The following is a 17,665-nucleotide window of genomic DNA, read 5'->3' on the forward strand; positions in this document are numbered from 1 at the left end:
GGACGCGCTAGGCGGGAATATTCGGCGCAAGGCGCCGCCACGCTCAGTCGTAATTGCTCAACGCCAGCGACAGCAGCGCCTTGGCCTGTTCGCGCAGCGAGACCGGCTCGACGATCTCCGCATCCGAGCCGTAATGCAGCACATCCATCAACAGTTCGCGCGAATTGCTGTACGGCACCTTGAGCTCGTAACGGCCATCGGCCAGAAAGCGGCCCTGCTGCTTGGAATGCCAATGCTCGTCGGCCACCCAGCGCGCGGCCTTGGCACTGAACACGATGGTGGCCCAGCCCTTGGGCGCGCCGGAAAAGATGCCGTAGCTGGCTGCCAATTGTTCGTCCAGCTCACTGTCGGGCACATCGCGCGGCACGCTCTCGAGCAGGCGTGCGTGATTGATGCGATCCACTGCAAAGCTGCGCACGCCATCGCGGCCGTGATCCCAGGCGTCCAGATACCAGTTGTCGCGGTAATGGGTGATGCGCTGCGGCGACACCGTGCGCTTGGTCGATTCGTCGGTGGAACGGGCGCGGTAGTCGAAGCTCAGCTGTTTGCGCTCCAGCACGCCGGAAGCGACGGTGCGGAAGCTGGCTTCGTCGAGCTTGCGTCCGCGGTGCGGAATCACCCGCACCCGGTCCACCGGCCACTGCGACACACCGGCCTGGGCGGCCAGCAACCCTTCGATGCGCTGCTGCAGCGGCGCCAGCATCGAGGACAACACCCCGCCGCCGGTACGCGCGAGCAGTTGCTGCGACGCCAGCAGCGCGTGCAGTTCCTCCGAACTCAGCCACAGGCCGGGCAGTTCGAAGCGGTCGCTTTCGCCGGAGAGATAACGGAACCCCGATTCGCCGTCGCCTTCCACCGGCGCCATCAGCGCATCGCGCAGAAACGCCAGATCGCGATACACGGTTGCGCGGGAACAGCTCAGCTCATCCTGCAGCCGCGCCACCGTGACCGGGTAGCGTGCCGACTTGAGCAAGCGATGCAGGGAGTTGATGCGTTCGTAGCGGTCCATGCGTCGATTATGTCCGAGTCTTTGCCTGGCAGGGTGAGCGTCGCTGTACGCCGGCAATCATGCCTGGATCGGCGCCGCCGCGACGGTGCAGGTTGGGCCGGCGCGTTCGCCCGCAGCCCGCGCGCAACCGCGCCAGTCGCTGCTGTTGCGCGGCCTGCGTCCGAACCTCTTCTGAAGCGCAGCGTTCACTTGCTCATGACGTAGCCGCTCAGTCCGTTATCATGAAATCGCTTTCACCCTCTTCATGACCCTGTCCTCCAAAGCGAGCCGCCCATGTCCCGCCGTGCCCCGTTGTCTGCCTTGCTGCCGCTGTTGTTGATCACGCCCACCGTCTGGGCCCAGGCGGTCGCACCGGCCCCGGTGGACCCGGCTGCCGCCGTGATGCCGTCGCCGTGGAGCGGGAGCAGTGGCGAGCTCGGCTATGCCGCCGCCCATGGCAACAGCACCACCGATAGCCTCAACGGCCGGGTCCGCCTGCGCTACACCGACGGCGACTGGATCCACAGCCTGGATGCCACCGCGCTGCGCTCCAGCTCCGAATACACCAATACCGACGACGACGGCAGCACCTCGCGCGAGCGCCAGACCACAGCCGAGCGTTACACCGGCAGCGCCGGCAGCGCCCTGCAGTTGGGCGAGCATCGCCAGCTCACCGCCACCGGCCGCTACGAACATGACGACTTTGCTACCTACGACCGCCTGGCCACCTTCGGCATCGGTTACGGCACGCGTCTGATCGATGCCGAACGCTTCTATCTGGATGCGCAGATCGGCCCGGGTATCCGGCGTGCGCACAACAGCGACGAAGATCGCAACGAGACCGGCCTGATCGGGCGCGGGCTGTTCGACCTCAAGTACACCGTCACCGACAACACCGATCTGATCAACACGCTGTTGGTGGAATCGGGCGAATACAACACCTATGCGCAGAACGATTTCGGCGTGCAGGTCAGCATGAACTCGCACTTTGCACTCAAGGCCGCCTGGCAGATGCGCCACAACAGCGAAGTCAGCGACGGCGACAAGAAGACCGACACCCTGACCACGGTCAACCTGGTCTACACGTTCAAGTAACCACCCACGATCGGTAGGAGCGGCCCTGGCCGCGAGGGCTTTCCCGGTAAAGCCTCTCGCGGCCAGGGCCGCTCCTACGAAGAGCGCATCTTGTCGGACAGGCCCTGCGCGAGGCGGCGGTCAATCGGGTCCATACGTTCGAATCCGCAACGCGATCTGTAGGAGCGGACCTGGCCGCGAGGGGCCGTCCCGATAAAGCCTCTCGCGGCCAGGGCCGCTGCTACGGAAGGCGGGCGTTGCGCGAGGGCCGGCATTGCGGGCAAGCCTGTCGTCTGCGCCCCGGGCGCCGGCGTCGATGTCGTTCGTGTTACGGGCTGACGCGGCGGTGCGTTACAGCTCGGCCAGCAGCTGCGCGGCGCCCTTGTCGAACAGGCCTTGCGCGACCAGGCGGCCGAGTGCTTCGGTGTCGTCGGCGCTGCCGTGCGCGTCGGCGTGGATCAGGCGTCCATCGCTGGCGCTGCCGACCATGCCCTGCAGGAACAGGCCCTGCCCCTCCCAGCGCGCGAACGCCGCCACCGGCACATGACAGCTGCCGTGCAGCGCGCGATTCATCGCCCGCTCCGCTTCCACGCAGGCGCGCGTGCGGCCGGCATCCAGCACCGCCAGCAGGCCGTGGATGCGCGCATCGTCGCCACGGCATTCCACCGCCACCGCGCCCTGGGCCGGCGCCGGCAACCAGTCGGGGGCGTCCAGGCGCGCAGTGATGCGCGCATCCAGGCCCAGCCGCTGCAGGCCGGCGCAGGCCAGCACGATGGCGTCGTAACCGCCGTTGTCGAGCTTGGCCAGGCGGGTGTTGACGTTGCCGCGCAGATCGATCAATTCCAGATCCGGACGTGCCGCGCGCAACTGCGCCTGACGCCGCAAGGAGGACGTGCCCACGCGTGCGCCCAGCGGCAGCGCCTGCAGGCTGGCATAAAGATTGGACACCAGTGCATCGGCGGCGTCGCCACGCTCCATGATCGCCGGCAGCACGAAGGGCGCGTCCAGCTCCATCGGCACATCCTTGAGCGAATGCACCGCGCAATCGGCCTCGCCGCGCAGCATCGCCAGCTCCAGTTCCTTCAGGAACAGGCCCTTGCCGCCGATCGCGGCCAGCGAGCGGTCCAGCACCTCGTCGCCGCGGGTGCTCATCGGCACCAGCGCGACCTCCAGCCCCGGGTGGTGCTGGCGCAGCGCTGCGGCGACGTGTTCGCTCTGCCAGAGGGCGAGCGGGCTCTTACGGGTAGCGATGCGGAGCGTGGTCATCGGGCCATTATCACGGACCGGGCGCGCAACTCCTACCTGGAGCGCACGTCGGCGCCCGCACCGCCGAGCACCAAGGCGCCCCACCGCACGCGGCATGCCACGCGCTAACGCAATTGCTCGCGCAGGCTGGCCACGCAGCGGCGGCTCACTTCCAGGGGTTGCGGCACATTGCGCAGGACCGCGTGCACTTGGCCATCGCCGCTGCGTCGCAGTTCCACCAGCTCGGCGCGCGCGACCAGACAATTGCGGTGGATGCGCACCAGACGGTCGGCGAATTCGTCTTCCAGCGATTTGAGCGACTCTTCGATCAAGTCCTCGCCACGGGTGTGGTGGACGATGACGTACTTTTCCTCGGCCTGCAGGTAGCGGATGTCGCCGATGGCGATCAGCCGCAGGCTGCCGCGCAGGCGCGCGCACAGGTGCGTGCGCAGCGGTGGCGGCGTGGCGCTGGGAGCGCGCCCGGCCAGAAAGGTGACCACCTTTTCCAGTGCGGCGGTCAGGCGTTCGGGGCGCACCGGTTTCATCAGGTAATCCAGCGCTGCGGCGTCGAAGGCCGACAACGCGTGCTGGTCGTAGGCGGTGCAGAACACCACCGCCGGCTGCGGCTGGCTCTGGCGCAGCAGGCGCGCGGTTTCCAGGCCGTCGACGCCGGGCATGGCGATGTCCAGCAGCACCAGATCCGGATGCAGATGGTGGCACTGCTGCAGCACCTGCTGGCCGTTTTCGGCCTCGCCGATCACTTCGACGTGCGGATGTTCGCCCAGCAGCAGGCGCAGGCGCTCGCGCGCCAGCGGCTCGTCGTCGGCGATCAGCACCCGCACTTGCGTGGCCGTCATGGACATCCCCCTTCGCTGCAGCGACTCCCCCGTCACGGCAGCGGCAATGTGATCTCGCAGGCATAGTAGCCTTCGGCCCAGCTGGCCGCCATCCGTGCCCCGGCACCGAACTGGAACGCCAGCCGATGCGAGATGCTGGCCTGGGCGTGCCCGGCCCCGGCCACCAGCGGCAACTGGGTCCCCGGCTGCGGGGCGGGATTGACGATGCGGATCTGCAACTGGTTGCCGCGCTGGCGCAGCGACAGATACAGCGTGCCGCCCTCGGGCATGCGCGAGACGCCATGCAGCACGGCGTTTTCCACCAGCGGCTGCAGCACCAGGCGCGGCATCGGCAGCTCCCACGGCAACGGCTCCTGGCGGTGCCAGCGCACTTGCAGGCGCTCGCCCAGGCGCAGTGATTCGATCGCCAGGTAGCGTTCGGCCAGTTCGCACTCGGCGCGCAAACTGGACATGCCTTCGCCGGCACCGAGCGCGGCGCGGAACAGATCCGATAGGTCCAGCACCGCCTGTTCGGCCACTACCGGGTCGCGGCGCAGCAGGCTGGCGATGAGGTTCATGCTGTTGAACAGGAAGTGCGGGCGGATGCGTGCCTGCAAGGCGTCGGCCTGGGCACGCGCATTGGCCTGCACCTGCGCTTCCCAGCGGTCGCTGACGTAGAAGTAGCGCAGTGCCAGCGCGGTGATCAGCACCACCGTCGCCGCGCTGCCCAGTGTGAAGCGCCAGAAGCCGACAAAGGGACCAAGCGGGGCCTGGTCGAGCGCCGCATACAGGGCATGGACGATTCCCGCACCGAGCATCGCCACCACCGCAGCGATCGACAGCGCGGCCAGCCCGCCCACACGTGGCGGCAGCCGCGACAAGGCCGGCCGCAGCACGCACAGCAACACGCTGACCGCCAGCGCCAGCCACAGCGCCAGGCCGCTGGCCGAGACAAAGCGCGACAAGGTGATGCTGCGCGCCGCGCCGGCGTCAGGCACCAGGGTCACCACCAGCACCACCAGTTCGGCGAGGCCCAGCATGGCGCCCAATCGTGGCAGCCGGCACAGGTCCGGCATCCAGGCGATCGGTGGCGCGTGCTTGGCCATGGCCTCAGGCAGCGGTGAAGCGTGCCTGCATCCAGGTGCGCAAGGCCTCGATCTCCTCCAGGCAGACCTGGTGGCCCATCGGGTAGGTGTGCCAGTCCAGTTCGAAACCGAGCGTACGCAGGGTCTGCATGCTGGCCTGACCGGCGCCGAACGGCACCACCGGATCGGCCGTGCCATGGGCCATGAACACGGGTTGGCCGGAGGCGGCCGGCTGCAGCTGGCTGGCGGCCGCCGCCGGGTCGGGCAGATAGGTGGACAGGGCGATCAACCCGGCCAGCGGCACGCTGCGCTGCAGCCCGACCGCCAGGGTCACTGCGCCGCCTTGCGAGAACCCGGCCAGCAGCATGCGCGCAGGGGCGATGCCGCGGGATTGCTCATGGGCGATCAGCGCCTCGACCTGGACCACCGATTCGGCGATGCCGGCCTTGTCGGCGCGCGTGGCGAAATCCATGCCCACGATGTCGTACCAGCCGCGCATGCGCACGCCGTTGTTGATGGTGATCGGGCGGATCGGCGCATGCGGAAACACGAAGCGCAGCGCCGGCCAGTCCGGGCGCACCAGTTCCGGCACCATCGGGGCGAAATCGCTGCCATCGGCGCCCAGGCCGTGCAGCCACAGCACGGTCCATTGCGGATTCGGTCCGGTCTCGCGTTCGATCACTTCCAGCATCATCCAGCTCCGCTTGCGGGCTGGGCATTATGCCTTGCGCCATCGGCCGGGCCGATCACGCATTGGCCGAGTCACACGCGCCGTCCGCTCTCTGCGCCCGTCGCGGGCAGCGGGATTGGCGCGACAGACGCGAAGTTGGCGATGCGCATCGATTCCGCCATGCGCCGCCTGCGCGCTCAGATCAGCGACGGCTCCAGCGCGGCGGCGCGGCGCAGCTCGGCCGCACGCACCAGCACCTTGGGCGGATCGAGCTCTTCGGGGATGCAGAAGATGCCGGCGCGGCGCAGGCCCAGGCCGGTGCGGCGCAACGAGGTCAGTGCAACCACCGGGATCGACACCGCCATGCCCACGATCACCGGCGCCATCCAGGCCGCCAGCGATGGCGACACCGTATAGGCCACCGCGCCCATGAACAGGCCGAACACGGTCAGCCCGCCGTAACTGCGCAATAGCGCCGGCCACGACAGCTTGCCGTCGTCGCGCACCTGCGCATCCCAGCCCGAATCCTTGCCGGCCAGCACTTCGAACACGCCGCGCGACTGCAGGTACATCACCACCGGCGCCATCAGGGCGGCCAGCACCGTTTCCAGCAGGATGCTCAGCAGCGCGCGGATGGCGCCGCCGCAGGCGCGCAACTCGCGCGGGTTGAGCAGCAGCGCGATGTAGCCGAGCAACTTGGGCGCCAGCAGTACGAACATGGTGCAGACGAAGATCCAGATTGCGTTGCCCTGGCTGCTGCCATGCCAGTAACGGGCGGGCGAGAACGGCAGGTCGCCGGCCAGATCGATTCCGCCGCCGGCCAGCGGAATGCCGATGCCGATCAGCATCAACAGGCCCCACATCGGCGCAGTGAAGTAATGCCCGATGCCGATCAGCATGTGCATGCGGCTGATCCAGTGCAGGCCCTTGGCGCCGACCACCTTGGCGTGTTGCAGGTTGCCCTGGCACCAGCGGCGGTCGCGGATCAGCAGGTCGGTGAGCGTGGGCGGACCTTCTTCGTAGCTGCCCTGCAGGTAGGGCACCATGTGCATCGCCCAGCCGCCGCGCCGCATCAGCGCCGCCTCGACGAAATCGTGGCTGAGCACATGGCCCCCGAACGGCTTGCGCCCGCGCAGCGACGGCAGGCCGGCGTGATCGGCAAAGGCCTGGGTACGGATGATGGCGTTGTGGCCCCAGTAATTGCTCTCGGCGCCATGCCACCAGGCCACGCCGAAGGCGATGATCGGCCCGTACACGCGCCCACCGAACTGCTGCATGCGGGCAAACAGGGTCTGCCCGTTGACCACCGCCGGCAGGGTCTGGATCAGGCCCACGTCTTGATTATTTTCCATGCCGGCGACCAGCCGTACGATGGTATCGCCGGTCATCACGCTGTCGGCGTCCAGGATCAGCATCTGCGGGTAGTTGCCGCCGAAACGGCGCACCCAGTCGGCCACATTGCCGGCCTTGCGCGCGGCGTTGTCGGCGCGACGGCGGTAGAAGATGCGCCCGTGTCCGTCGACGCGATCGCACAGTTCGTTATAGACCAGTTCCTCGGCAGCGCCGATGTGTTCGCGGGTGGTGTCGCTGAGCACGAAAAAGTCGAAATGTTCCAGCTGGCCGGTGTCGGCCACCGATTCGTAGATCGCTTGCAGGCCGGCCAGCAGCCGGCGCGGGTCTTCGTTGTAGGTGGGCATCAGCAACGCGGTGCGCGTATGCAGGGTGGGCAGCGGAGCCTCCGGGTCGATGCCGAGCTTGCGTCCGGCACGCGCCACCACGGTGACGAAACCGGCCACCGCGCTGGCAAAGGACATCGCGATCCAGGCAAACAGCAACACGAACAGGCCGAGCAGGCAGCCTTCCAGCACGCTGACGCCATCGGGCCACAGCACGCTGAGCATCACCCACACCGCCACGGCGGTGGTGGCGAAGGTGCCGCCGATCAGATAGAAACGCCGCACGCCGATGCCGACCGGCGCGGTGCGCTGATGTGGCACCTGCAGACGGCCTTCGCGCAGGGACTGCTCGGGCATGGCCAGCGGCGCCTCCGGTGGCAGTGTGGGCTGACCGGCGTCGAGGGCGGAAACGGGGGGCAGATCGGTTGGTGCAGGGGAAAAAGTCACAGTGCCGTCCATCAAGGCTGCCCGCCGCACGATTGCGGCAGCGTGGGCTGAAGCGGGAGATCCCTCCCCGCTACGCGTGGCGACGTCGCCGCATGCACCGCGGTCCGGGCGAGCCCGGCAGTGTGCGACCACGTTGCAGAATCAGCAGCTCTAAGACCACTCCGATGCACAAGCTCTCCTGGCTGCGACGATGACGTCGCGGCTCATCTTAAGGAATCGACCGTTAAAGGAAACGAAGGCCGCGCTGCAGCCATCGCCCCCACCCGACGAGGACCGCGCGGCAGACTACGCCGCGGCGACCGAACGCTACCCCAACAGATTGCAGTCTGGCACGCGTGCTGTCACGGGCGGCAGACCGCACTGTCAGGTCAGACAATTGCAAGTGATGTGCCAGGAATTGCAAACGGTTGCAGCGACAGCCTGCTGGCGCGCGCGATCACCGCGATGGGGTGAGCGGATCCAAGGCATTCTGTCGCGCGTCATGGCGTATCGGAATACGCGATGTGGGTCTGGCCCACGTCGGCGCAGTGTACGAAGGCTGCGTATGCGCCCGGAATCGCTGGCAAGACAACCGGGATTGGGGGGACGCTGCCTCGTTTGGGTGCGATCAGGCAATGCATTGCTTGCACCATGCCTGCCGACCATCTCCGGTGGTCCTTGCCCGCCTAACGTCGCGGGGCCTTGCGCGGCATGGATGCCGCGTAAGAGCGCCTACACGGATGTACTGGCGGCGTGTCCGGCGATGGTGGGCGGGCAAGGCCTTGCAGCCAGGCCCCAGATCAGCCGCTCTGGCGCCCTCCCTGTCCGGAGGCGGCACATGCACACATCGCACATGCCGCATCGAACAACAGCAGCGCCGCCTGATGGAAGCGCTGCCGCCGTGTCAGCCGGTCCTACTTGCGCGCGGCCTCGCTGGCGTCGCGGGTGGCGCGGAACTCCGAATCGTTGCTCCAGTTCGGCCACTGGCGCGAATCGGCCAGCTGCTGGCCCAGCGCGTACAGCACACCCAGATCGCGCGCTGCACCGGCGAAGGTCCAGTCCGGCTTCCACTCATCGCTCTGCTGGTGATAGCGCTTGGCAGTGTAGTCGTCGGAGGCGGCCTTGCCCGCGGCCACGCCGCCCACTTCCCAATCCTGCCCGGCCGCATACGACAGCGCCGGCACGCCGCGCTTGGCGAAGGAGAAATGATCCGAGCGGAAAAAATATCCCGCCTGCGGCTTGGGATCGGGCGTGTAGCGCAGCTTCCGCTGGCCGGCGACGGTCTTGAGCTGATCGAGCAATTCGAGTTTTGCGGTGCCGTAGATGCCGAAATCGCGCGACGGCACGAACGGATTCATGCCGTCCATGTTGATCACCGCCACGGTGGTGTCCAGCGGGTACAGCGGCTTGGAGGCGTAGAACTCCGAGCCCAGCAGGCCCTTTTCTTCGGCGGTGACGGCCAAAAACACCACCGAGCGCTGCGGCTTGGGGCCGGCGGCAAAGCCGCGCGCCAGTTCCAGCAATGCGGCCGTGCCGCTGGCGTTGTCCAGCGCGCCGTTGAAGATGGTATCGCCGCGTGCGTCGGGCTTGCCGACGCCGATGTGGTCCCAATGCGCGCTGTAGATCAGCGTTTCATCCGGGTGGCTGCTGCCTTGCAGCCGCGCAACCACGTTGTGCGAGGTGATCACATCGGATTTGACTTGGTAGCTGGCGCTCAGCCCCTGCCCCTTGAGTTCAACCGGCTTGAAGCCGCGCGTCTGCGCCTGCTTCTTCAAGGCGTCGAAATCCAGCCCGGCCTGCTTGAACAGGTCGGCGGCCAGATCGCGCTGGATCCAGCCTTCCAGGGTGGGATGCGCGGCACGCGGATTGTCGCGCACCACATCGAACATGGTGTTGGTGTTGGAACTGGCCACGGTGTCCCAGCCGTAGGAGGCGGGCGCGGTTTCGTGCACCACCAGCACGCCGAGCGCGCCCTGGCGGGCGCCTTCCTCGTACTTGTAGGTCCAGCGGCCGTAGTAGGTCATGCCGGCGCCGTCGAAGGCGCCCTTGCCGGTTTCGAAATCCGGGTCGTTGATCAGCACCACCGCGATCTTGCCCTTCAGATCCACGCCCTTGAAGTCGTCCCAGTCGCGCTCCGGCGCCTTGACGCCGTAGCCGACGAACACCAGCGGCGCATTGGCAATGTCGACCTTGGACGAGCCGTCCAGCGCGGCGCGGATGGCGATCTGCTTGCCCTGGGCCAGCGTCTGCGGCTTGCTGCCGTTCTGCAGGGTGATGCTCGGCGTGCCGAGAATATCGGCACGGCGCAGCGGCACCGCCTGGGTCCAGGCACGCTTGCCGTCGGTCAGATCGCCGCCCGGTTGCAGGCCGGCAGCGGCGAACTGCTTGCTCAGGTAGGCAATGGTCTTTTCTTCGCCGGCGGTGGCCGGGCCACGCCCTTCGTAGGCATCGGAGGCCAGCTCCTTGACGTCGCGCGAGATGCGCGCGCCATCAAAGGTCGGCGTCGCCGCCATCAGTGCGGTCGAGACCGCCATCGCCAGCATTCCCGTTACAACGCGCTTGGTAACAACTCGCTTCACTGCAGCACCCAGGTAGTGTCCGAACAGCCCTGGAGTGTAGCCACTGCGGGGGCTGATCGGGTGTGCACGGCAGCGACCGATGCATGCCGTCGCACTGACACCACGTGCCTCGGCAGCGATGCAGCGTCGATCGATATGGCCCTGTGGCAGTGGGCACTGCCACAGGGCATGCCATCCACCTTGCGCCTCATGGCGCTGGATGCCGTCCAACTGCTACATGCTGCTGCGAGCTAAACCGCAGCACCGCCGACGAACGCCAGTGCCGCTCAGAACAGGTCGACGCTGCCGACCTGCTGGGTAGCCTGCTGCATCTGCCCACTGGTCACCAGTTCGGCATACACCTCGGCGCGATTGCGGCCGTGCTGCTTTGCCCAGTACAGCGCCTTGTCGGCCTCGTCGAGCAGTTGGCTGATCAACTGGCCGTCGGTCAGCTCGACGATGCCGGCGCTGAGGGTGACCTTGCCGACCTGCGGGAACACATGCTCGGCCACCGCCAGACGGAAGCGCTCGAACAGACTCACCGCGGTGTCGCGATCCACGCCGCGCAACACGATCACGAACTCTTCGCCGCCGAAGCGGAACAGCAGATCGTCCTGGCGGAAACAGCGCTGCATCAATTGCGCGACCAGCAGCAGCACCTCGTCGCCGTACAGGTGACCGAAGGTGTCGTTGACGCGCTTGAAGTGATCGACGTCCACGATCCCCAGCCACACCCCTTCGCTCGCCGCTGCATCGGTACCACCGGCGAACAGGCGCAAGATCATGTCGTCGAAGGTCTTGCGATTGCGCAGGCCGGTCAACGCATCGCGCTGGGCATCGTCGAGCAGGCTGCGGTAGTTCTGGAAGAAACGCGCAAAGCCCTGCAGCATCACCTGCTCGGCGGCGCCGGGTGCGCGTGTGCCGCCCACACGCAGGCAGGTGCGGATCCCGCGTGCTTCCATCATCGGATACACCAGCAGCGCGCGGCCGTCCTGCTGCAACTGCACCACATCGCCCGGCCCGTGCAGATCGGCCAGTTGCGCACGCATGTGCGTATCGTGGATGTCGGCCACGGTCAGCGACAGCCGGCCATCCTCGCGCAGCCGCGTCTCGGCCATGGTGCGGCCATCCGGAGCGATGCGCAGCAACGACAGTTCTTCGGACGCGCAGACCTCGCGCATGGTCCGCAGCAGGCTGAGGTCGAGCAGAGCGGCGTCGCGGATGGCGGTCAGGTCCACCATCCGTTCCAGCAACGGTTCGGTGGTCATTGCCGCACCATCCCGCAGGCGGGCGCAGGCCCGCAGCGCAGGTCGCGGCACGCGGGCACACCTCTCGGGCTGGAACGCACTGGCATCACGACGGGTTACCGGCAATCTCGATGTCGGTTCATCGGCGCTGCACGCGCGAACTTGAGTCTGCCGGCCCGCCGGCGCAACGCACGGCCAGCCGGCGTACACGGACGTGCAGGCGTACGACCGGCCTGCGCACCTGCGGCGCTTACGGCAGTGCGGACTCCAGCGCATCGTCGCCCAGCGCGTGCGCCTGCATCAGGCGCCGGCTGCCGGCATTCAGCCCTTTGACCTGGACGTCCAGCGCGTGATGGCGCAGCCGCTGCACCACCTTGTCCAGCGCCGCCGCCGCGGTGATGTCCCAGAAATGCGCGCGACCGACATCGATCACCACCGCGCGGCCGGGCACCTGGCGCGCATCGAAGGCGTCGATGAACACGTCGGCCGAAGCGAAGAACACCTGCCCGCGTACGTGATAGGTGCGCACGCCGTCGTCGCCATCGCTGTGCACGATCTGCAGCAGCCCGGCCACCTTGAAGGTGAAGAACACCCCGCTCAACAGCACGCCCACCGCCACGCCGGCGGCCAGGTTGCGGGTGACCAGAGTCACCGCCACGGTGGCCAGCATCACCACGCTGGAGGTGCGCGGATGGGTGACCACGGTGCGTAGCGAGCGCCAGTCGAAGGTCTCGGCCGAGACCATCACCATGATCGCCACCAATGCGACCACCGGCACCTGCGAGACCCACGGCTTGAGCAGCACCATCAGGATCAGCAGGAACGCCCCGGCGAACAGGGTCGACAGACGGCCACGTCCGCCGTACTTCACGTTGCCCACGGTCTGCCCGATCATGCCGCAGCCGGCAATGCCACCGAACAGACTGGCAGCGGTGTTGGCCAGCCCCAGCCCGGTGCACTCGCGGTTCTTGTTGCTCGGGGTGTCGGTGAGTTCGTCGACCACGCGTGCGGTCATCAGCGACTCGAGCAGCCCCACCATCGCAATGGCCAGCGCCGGCAAGGCGATGATGCGCAAGGTCTCCAGCGTCAGCGGCACCGCGGGCCATTGCAGGACCGGCAGCGCGCTGGGCAGCTTGCCTAGGTCGGCCACCGTCTCCAGCGGCAGATGCAACGCCGAGCCCAGCACCGTCAGCACCAGGATGCACAGCAGCGGCGAAGGAATCGCCGACACGCCCGGCAGCGGCAGACGCGGCAGGCCGTAGATGATGAGCAAACCCAACGCCAACATGCTCCAGGTGGCCAGGCTGGCGTGCTGCAGATGCGGCAGCTGCGCGGCGAAGATCAGCACCGCCAACGCGTTGACGAAGCCGGTGCGCACAGAGCTGCTGACAAAGCGCATCAGCACGCCCAGCCGCAACAGACCGAACAGGATCTGCACCGCACCGGCCAGCAGCCCGGCCGCCAACAGATAGGGCAGCCCGTGTGCGGCCACCAGCGGTGCGGCCACCAGGGCCACCGACCCGGCCGCAGCGGAAATCATCGCCGGACGTCCGCCAAAAAACGCGATGACGATCCCGATCACGAACGACGCGAACAGCCCCACTTGCGGATCGACGCCGGCCACGAACGCAAAGGCGATCACTTCGGGAATCAGCGCAAACGTGGCGACTGCGCCGGCCATCAGTTCGCGCGCAGGCGAGGCGCGCCATTGCGCCAGTTCGGCACGCAGGAAGGACATTGGAAGACACTCCGGGGACAGAAAGGACAGCCTGCGGACAGGCGACAGCGGCGATAGTGTGCGCGAAAGCGACCCGGCCCGCAGCCGGCGTGTGACCGGTGCGGCAATGCGCCTTTCTGTGGTCCGGATCACGCCAGACGATGCAGCCGCGGACCAAGATGCCCCCCTCACCGGGTTCGGGTGTCGAGCCGGGTTCGCTAGGGAGACCACCATGTCTATCTTCAGGACTGCAAGTACGCTCGCGCTGGCCACGGCACTGGCGCTCGCCGCCGCACCGGCCTTCAGCTATTCCATCAGCAACAACAAGGTTGTCGACGACAGCGGCAAGGTGGTCCAGCTCAAGGGCGTCAATGTGTTCGGCTTCGAGACCGGCAACCATGTCATGCACGGCCTGTGGGCACGCAACTGGAAGGACATGATCAACCAGATGCAGGGCCTGGGCTTCAACGCCGTGCGTCTGCCATTCTGTCCGGCCACCCTGCGCAGCAGCACGATGCCGACCAGCATCGATTACAGCCTCAATGCCGACCTGCAGGGCCTGAGTTCGCTGCAGATCCTGGACAAGGTGATCAACGAATTCAACGCGCGCGGCATGTATGTGCTGCTGGATCACCACACCCCCGATTGCGCTGCCATTTCCGAGCTCTGGTACACCGGCTCGTACTCCGAAGCGCAGTGGCTGGAGGATCTGCGCTTTGTCGCCAACCGCTACAAGAACGTGCCCAGCGTGATCGGCCTGGATTTGAAGAACGAGCCGCACGGTGCAGCCACCTGGGGCACCGGCAACGCGGCCACCGATTGGAACAAGGCCGCCGAGCGCGGCTCGGCCGCAGTGCTGGCGGTGGCGCCGAAATGGATCATCGCGGTGGAAGGCATCACCGACAATCCGGTCTGCTCAACCAATGGCGGCATCTTCTGGGGCGGCAATCTGCAGCCGCTGGCCTGCACGCCGCTGAACATTCCGGCCAACCGCCTGCTGCTGGCACCGCATGTGTACGGACCGGACGTGTACGCGCAGTCGTACTTCAACGACAGCAACTTCCCCAACAACATGCCTGCTATCTGGGACCGTCACTTCGGTCAGTTCGCCGGCACGCATGCGCTGCTGCTGGGCGAATTCGGCGGCAAGTATGGCGAAGGCGATGCCCGCGACAAGGTCTGGCAGGACGCGCTGGTGAAGTATCTGCGCAGCAAGGGCATCAACGAGGGCTTCTACTGGTCGTGGAACCCCAACAGCGGCGACACCGGCGGCATCCTGCGCGACGACTGGACCAGCGTGCGCGAAGACAAGATGGCGCTGTTGCGGACGCTGTGGGGCACGGTGAGCAGCACCGCGCCAACGCCTACTCCCACGCCGACGCCGACCCCGACGCCCGGCGGCAGCTTCAGCACCAAGGTGAGCGTGGACAGCCAGTGGAACGGCGGCTACTGCAATCGCGTGCAGGTCACCAACACCGGCACCGCCAGTGGCACCTGGGCGATCTCGCTGCCGGTCACCGGCACCGTCAACAATGCCTGGAACGCCACCTGGTCGCAGAGCGGCAGTACGCTCAAGGCCAGCGGCGTGGACTTCAACCGCACCCTGGCCGCCGGTGCGACGGCCGAGTTCGGCTTCTGCGCGGCAGGCTGATGCGGGCACGCTGCCGACAGTCTGAGATCACCGATGTAGCGTCACGCATCGATTACTAGATCGACACCCGGCACCCCGTAGGAGCGCCCCGGGGCGCGATGAAGCGTTATCGATAACGCCCCATCGCGCCCGGGGGCGCTCCTACATTGCCTCTGTCGCAAGCGGGCGCTGCCGCAATTAGCATTCAACCCGCATGTGAATCAGCCGTTATTCATGACGTAGCGCCCTGCGCGCGTTCCGGATGCCGTTGCCATGCCCGTTGTCTCCCTGTTGCGTCGTCATGTCGCCAACCTTCCGCTCACCCGCAAGTTCATCCTGCTGTGCAGCTTGTTGACGGTAGGCGTGATCCTGCTGGCAGTGGCCGCGGCACGCTTGCAGTATCTGGACCTGATCGAGGCGCGCAAGCTCAGCGTCAAGACCGAGGTGGAGATGGGCCTGACCGTGATGCAGCACTATGCAGACAAGGCCAAGGCCGGCGAACTGACGGTCGAACAGGCCAGGGAAGCTGCACGCGCCACGCTAGCCGACATGCGGACCAACGACGGGGTGGATTACTTCTTCATCGTCGACCCGCAGATGCGCATCCTGATGCATCCCAAGCGCGCCGTCGGCACCGACATGAGCGACTACAAGAGCGACGCCGGGCAGTACGTCTACCGCGACATCAAGACTGCGATCGAGCGCGGCGACGGCTTCAGTTACTACGATGCGCCCAAGCCGGGCAAGAAGGAACAGTTGCCCAAGATCAGCTATGCCAAGACCTTTCCGGCCTGGAACTGGGTATTGGTGATGGGCGTGTACGCCGAAGACATCCAGGTGCAGGCCTGGGGCTTCACCCGCACATTGACGTTGATCGGCGGCGCGTTGGTGGCCATGGTGATCGGCCTGTGCTGGTTGATCGCCTCGGCGATGGCAGCACCGCTGCGGGCAGCATCGCGCACCGCAGAGGCGATTGCCTCAGGCCGCTTCGACAACGATATCCGGGTCGAATCACGCGACGAGACCGGTCAGCTGATGCACAGCATGCAGCAGATGCAGACCCAGTTGCAGCGCTTCAACGGCGAGATGCAGACCATGATCCGGCTGCAGCAGGGCGAGAACATCGCGCACCGCATTCCGGAGGATTTCCCAGGCGATTACGGCACCCTGGCGCACGGCGTGAACACGGTGGTGTTCGAGCATCTGGATGCCATCAACGAAGCGATGGACCTGATGGGCGAGTACGGCCGTGGCGACCTGCGCCGCGACATGCGTCGCCTGCCCGGCCAGCGCGCGGCGCTGCATGAAGCGCTGGACACGGTGAAGGGCAATCTGTCGGCGATCAACAGCGACATCGCGCGCCTGGCCGACGCGGCCGCACGCGGCGATTTCTCCGCACGTGGCGAACAATCGCGCTACCAGTTCGCGTTTGCCGAAATGGTGCAGGCATTGAACCGTCTGATGCAGCAGGCCGATGCAGGCCTGGACGATGTCGGCCGCATCATGGCCGCAATTGCCGATGGCGATCTGTCGCAACGGGTGGAATCGCACTACGAGGGCGCATTCGGCCGCCTGGCCAATGCGGCCAACCGCACGGCGATCCAGCTGACCACCATCGTGCAGGGCATCCAGCATTCGGCCGAGATGATCAACACGGCCGCCGGCGAGATCGCAAGCGGCAATGCCGACCTGTCCACCCGCACCGAGCATCAGGCGGCCAACCTGGAAGAAACCGCCGCCTCGATGGAAGAACTCACCTCCACCGTGCGCCAGAACGCCGACAATGCGCGCCAGGCCAATCAGCTGGTCAAGGGCGCCGGCGACGTGGCCGAAAGCGGCGGCCGCGTGGTGCAGGAAGTGGTCAGCACCATGCAGGCGATCACGCAATCGTCGGCACGTATTTCCGACATCATCGGGGTGATCGACGGCATCGCATTCCAGACCAACATCCTGGCCTTGAACGCGGCGGTGGAAGCCGCGCGCGCCGGCGAGCAGGGCCGCGGATTTGCGGTGGTGGCCACCGAAGTGCGCGCGCTGGCGCAGCGTTCGGCCGGCGCGGCCAAGGAAATCAAACAGCTGATCTCCGATTCGGTGGAAAAGGTGGCACAGGGCTCGGACCTGGTGCAACAGGCCGGCAGCACGATGACCGAGGTGGTCAGTTCGGTGAAACGGGTGACCGACATCATGGCCGAGATCACCGCCGCCAGCACCGAGCAGAGCGCCGGTATCGAGCAGGTCAGCACCACGGTGATGCAGCTGGACGAAATGACCCAGCAGAACGCAGCGCTGGTGGAAGAAGCCACCGCTGCGGCACGCAGCATGGAAGATCAGGCGGCGGATCTGACGCGCGCAGTGGCAGTGTTCCGGTTGGTGCCGCAACAGGCTGCGCTGCCGCAGCGGCGCTCGGTCGTGCAGGCGGCTTGATCGGGGGATGTAGAGCGCCTCTCCCTCTCCCTGCGGGGCGCAAAGGCACGGCATGCGCGCCGGTGGCGCGCGTGACGCAAACGCGGGCT

12 protein-coding genes are annotated in these 17,665 nt (G+C 66.9%); 3 read left to right on the forward strand and 9 right to left on the reverse strand.

Features of this window, described 5'->3' with window-relative positions:
* Positions 1–43: 43 nt before the first annotated feature.
* Positions 44–1,009, reverse strand: a complete 966-nt coding sequence (locus FHT08_RS10635; RefSeq protein WP_024940221.1) for a YafY family protein — start codon at positions 1,007–1,009, stop codon at positions 44–46.
* Between the two features lie 273 nt (positions 1,010–1,282).
* On the opposite strand from FHT08_RS10635, the gene FHT08_RS10640 reads away from it, so the two are divergent.
* Entirely contained in the window at positions 1,283–2,083 is an 801-nt protein-coding gene (locus FHT08_RS10640) for a DUF481 domain-containing protein (RefSeq protein ID WP_166775057.1), read from the forward strand.
* 330 nt (positions 2,084–2,413) lie between these two features.
* On the opposite strand, the gene hemC is transcribed toward FHT08_RS10640, so the two are convergent.
* From hemC to FHT08_RS10680, 8 genes are all read right to left on the reverse strand, one after another.
* The gene (hemC, locus tag FHT08_RS10645) at positions 2,414–3,328 is read right to left on the reverse strand and encodes a hydroxymethylbilane synthase (protein ID WP_104538615.1); all 915 of its coding nucleotides are present in this window, start codon (positions 3,326–3,328) and stop codon (positions 2,414–2,416) included.
* 104 nt (positions 3,329–3,432) lie between these two features.
* On the reverse strand, positions 3,433–4,164 hold the full coding sequence (locus tag FHT08_RS10650; protein WP_166775058.1) for a LytTR family DNA-binding domain-containing protein: 732 nt from the start codon (positions 4,162–4,164) through the stop codon (positions 3,433–3,435).
* A 32-nt stretch (positions 4,165–4,196) separates the two neighbouring features.
* A complete protein-coding gene (locus tag FHT08_RS10655) occupies positions 4,197–5,249 on the reverse strand; it encodes a sensor histidine kinase (protein WP_104538617.1) in 1,053 nt (350 codons plus the stop codon).
* Positions 5,250–5,253: 4 nt separating this feature from the next.
* Positions 5,254–5,922, reverse strand: coding sequence for an alpha/beta hydrolase (locus tag FHT08_RS10660; RefSeq protein WP_104538618.1), 669 nt, complete (start codon positions 5,920–5,922; stop codon positions 5,254–5,256).
* A gap of 173 nt (positions 5,923–6,095) precedes the next feature.
* Positions 6,096–8,033, reverse strand: coding sequence for a glucans biosynthesis glucosyltransferase MdoH (gene mdoH, locus FHT08_RS10665; protein ID WP_166775059.1), 1,938 nt, complete (start codon positions 8,031–8,033; stop codon positions 6,096–6,098).
* Between the two features lie 881 nt (positions 8,034–8,914).
* The gene (locus FHT08_RS10670) at positions 8,915–10,543 is read right to left on the reverse strand and encodes a M28 family metallopeptidase (RefSeq protein WP_166775451.1); all 1,629 of its coding nucleotides are present in this window, start codon (positions 10,541–10,543) and stop codon (positions 8,915–8,917) included.
* 302 nt (positions 10,544–10,845) lie between these two features.
* Positions 10,846–11,826: a GGDEF domain-containing protein gene (locus FHT08_RS10675; protein ID WP_166775060.1), complete on the reverse strand. Its 981-nt coding sequence runs from the start codon at positions 11,824–11,826 to the stop codon at positions 10,846–10,848.
* A gap of 229 nt (positions 11,827–12,055) precedes the next feature.
* The gene (locus tag FHT08_RS10680; protein ID WP_166775061.1) at positions 12,056–13,543 is read right to left on the reverse strand and encodes a SulP family inorganic anion transporter; all 1,488 of its coding nucleotides are present in this window, start codon (positions 13,541–13,543) and stop codon (positions 12,056–12,058) included.
* 211 nt (positions 13,544–13,754) lie between these two features.
* Between FHT08_RS10680 and FHT08_RS10685 the strand changes: the two genes are divergently transcribed.
* Both FHT08_RS10685 and FHT08_RS10690 read left to right on the forward strand, forming a co-directional pair.
* Positions 13,755–15,173, forward strand: coding sequence for a glycoside hydrolase family 5 protein (locus FHT08_RS10685; RefSeq protein WP_166775062.1), 1,419 nt, complete (start codon positions 13,755–13,757; stop codon positions 15,171–15,173).
* Between the two features lie 270 nt (positions 15,174–15,443).
* Positions 15,444–17,576, forward strand: coding sequence for a methyl-accepting chemotaxis protein (locus tag FHT08_RS10690; RefSeq protein WP_208409027.1), 2,133 nt, complete (start codon positions 15,444–15,446; stop codon positions 17,574–17,576).
* Positions 17,577–17,665: the final 89 nt, after the last annotated feature.

The sequence above is a fragment of the Xanthomonas sp. CFBP 8151 genome (genome assembly GCF_011761885.1).
Taxonomy (GTDB): domain Bacteria; phylum Pseudomonadota; class Gammaproteobacteria; order Xanthomonadales; family Xanthomonadaceae; genus Xanthomonas; species Xanthomonas arboricola_B.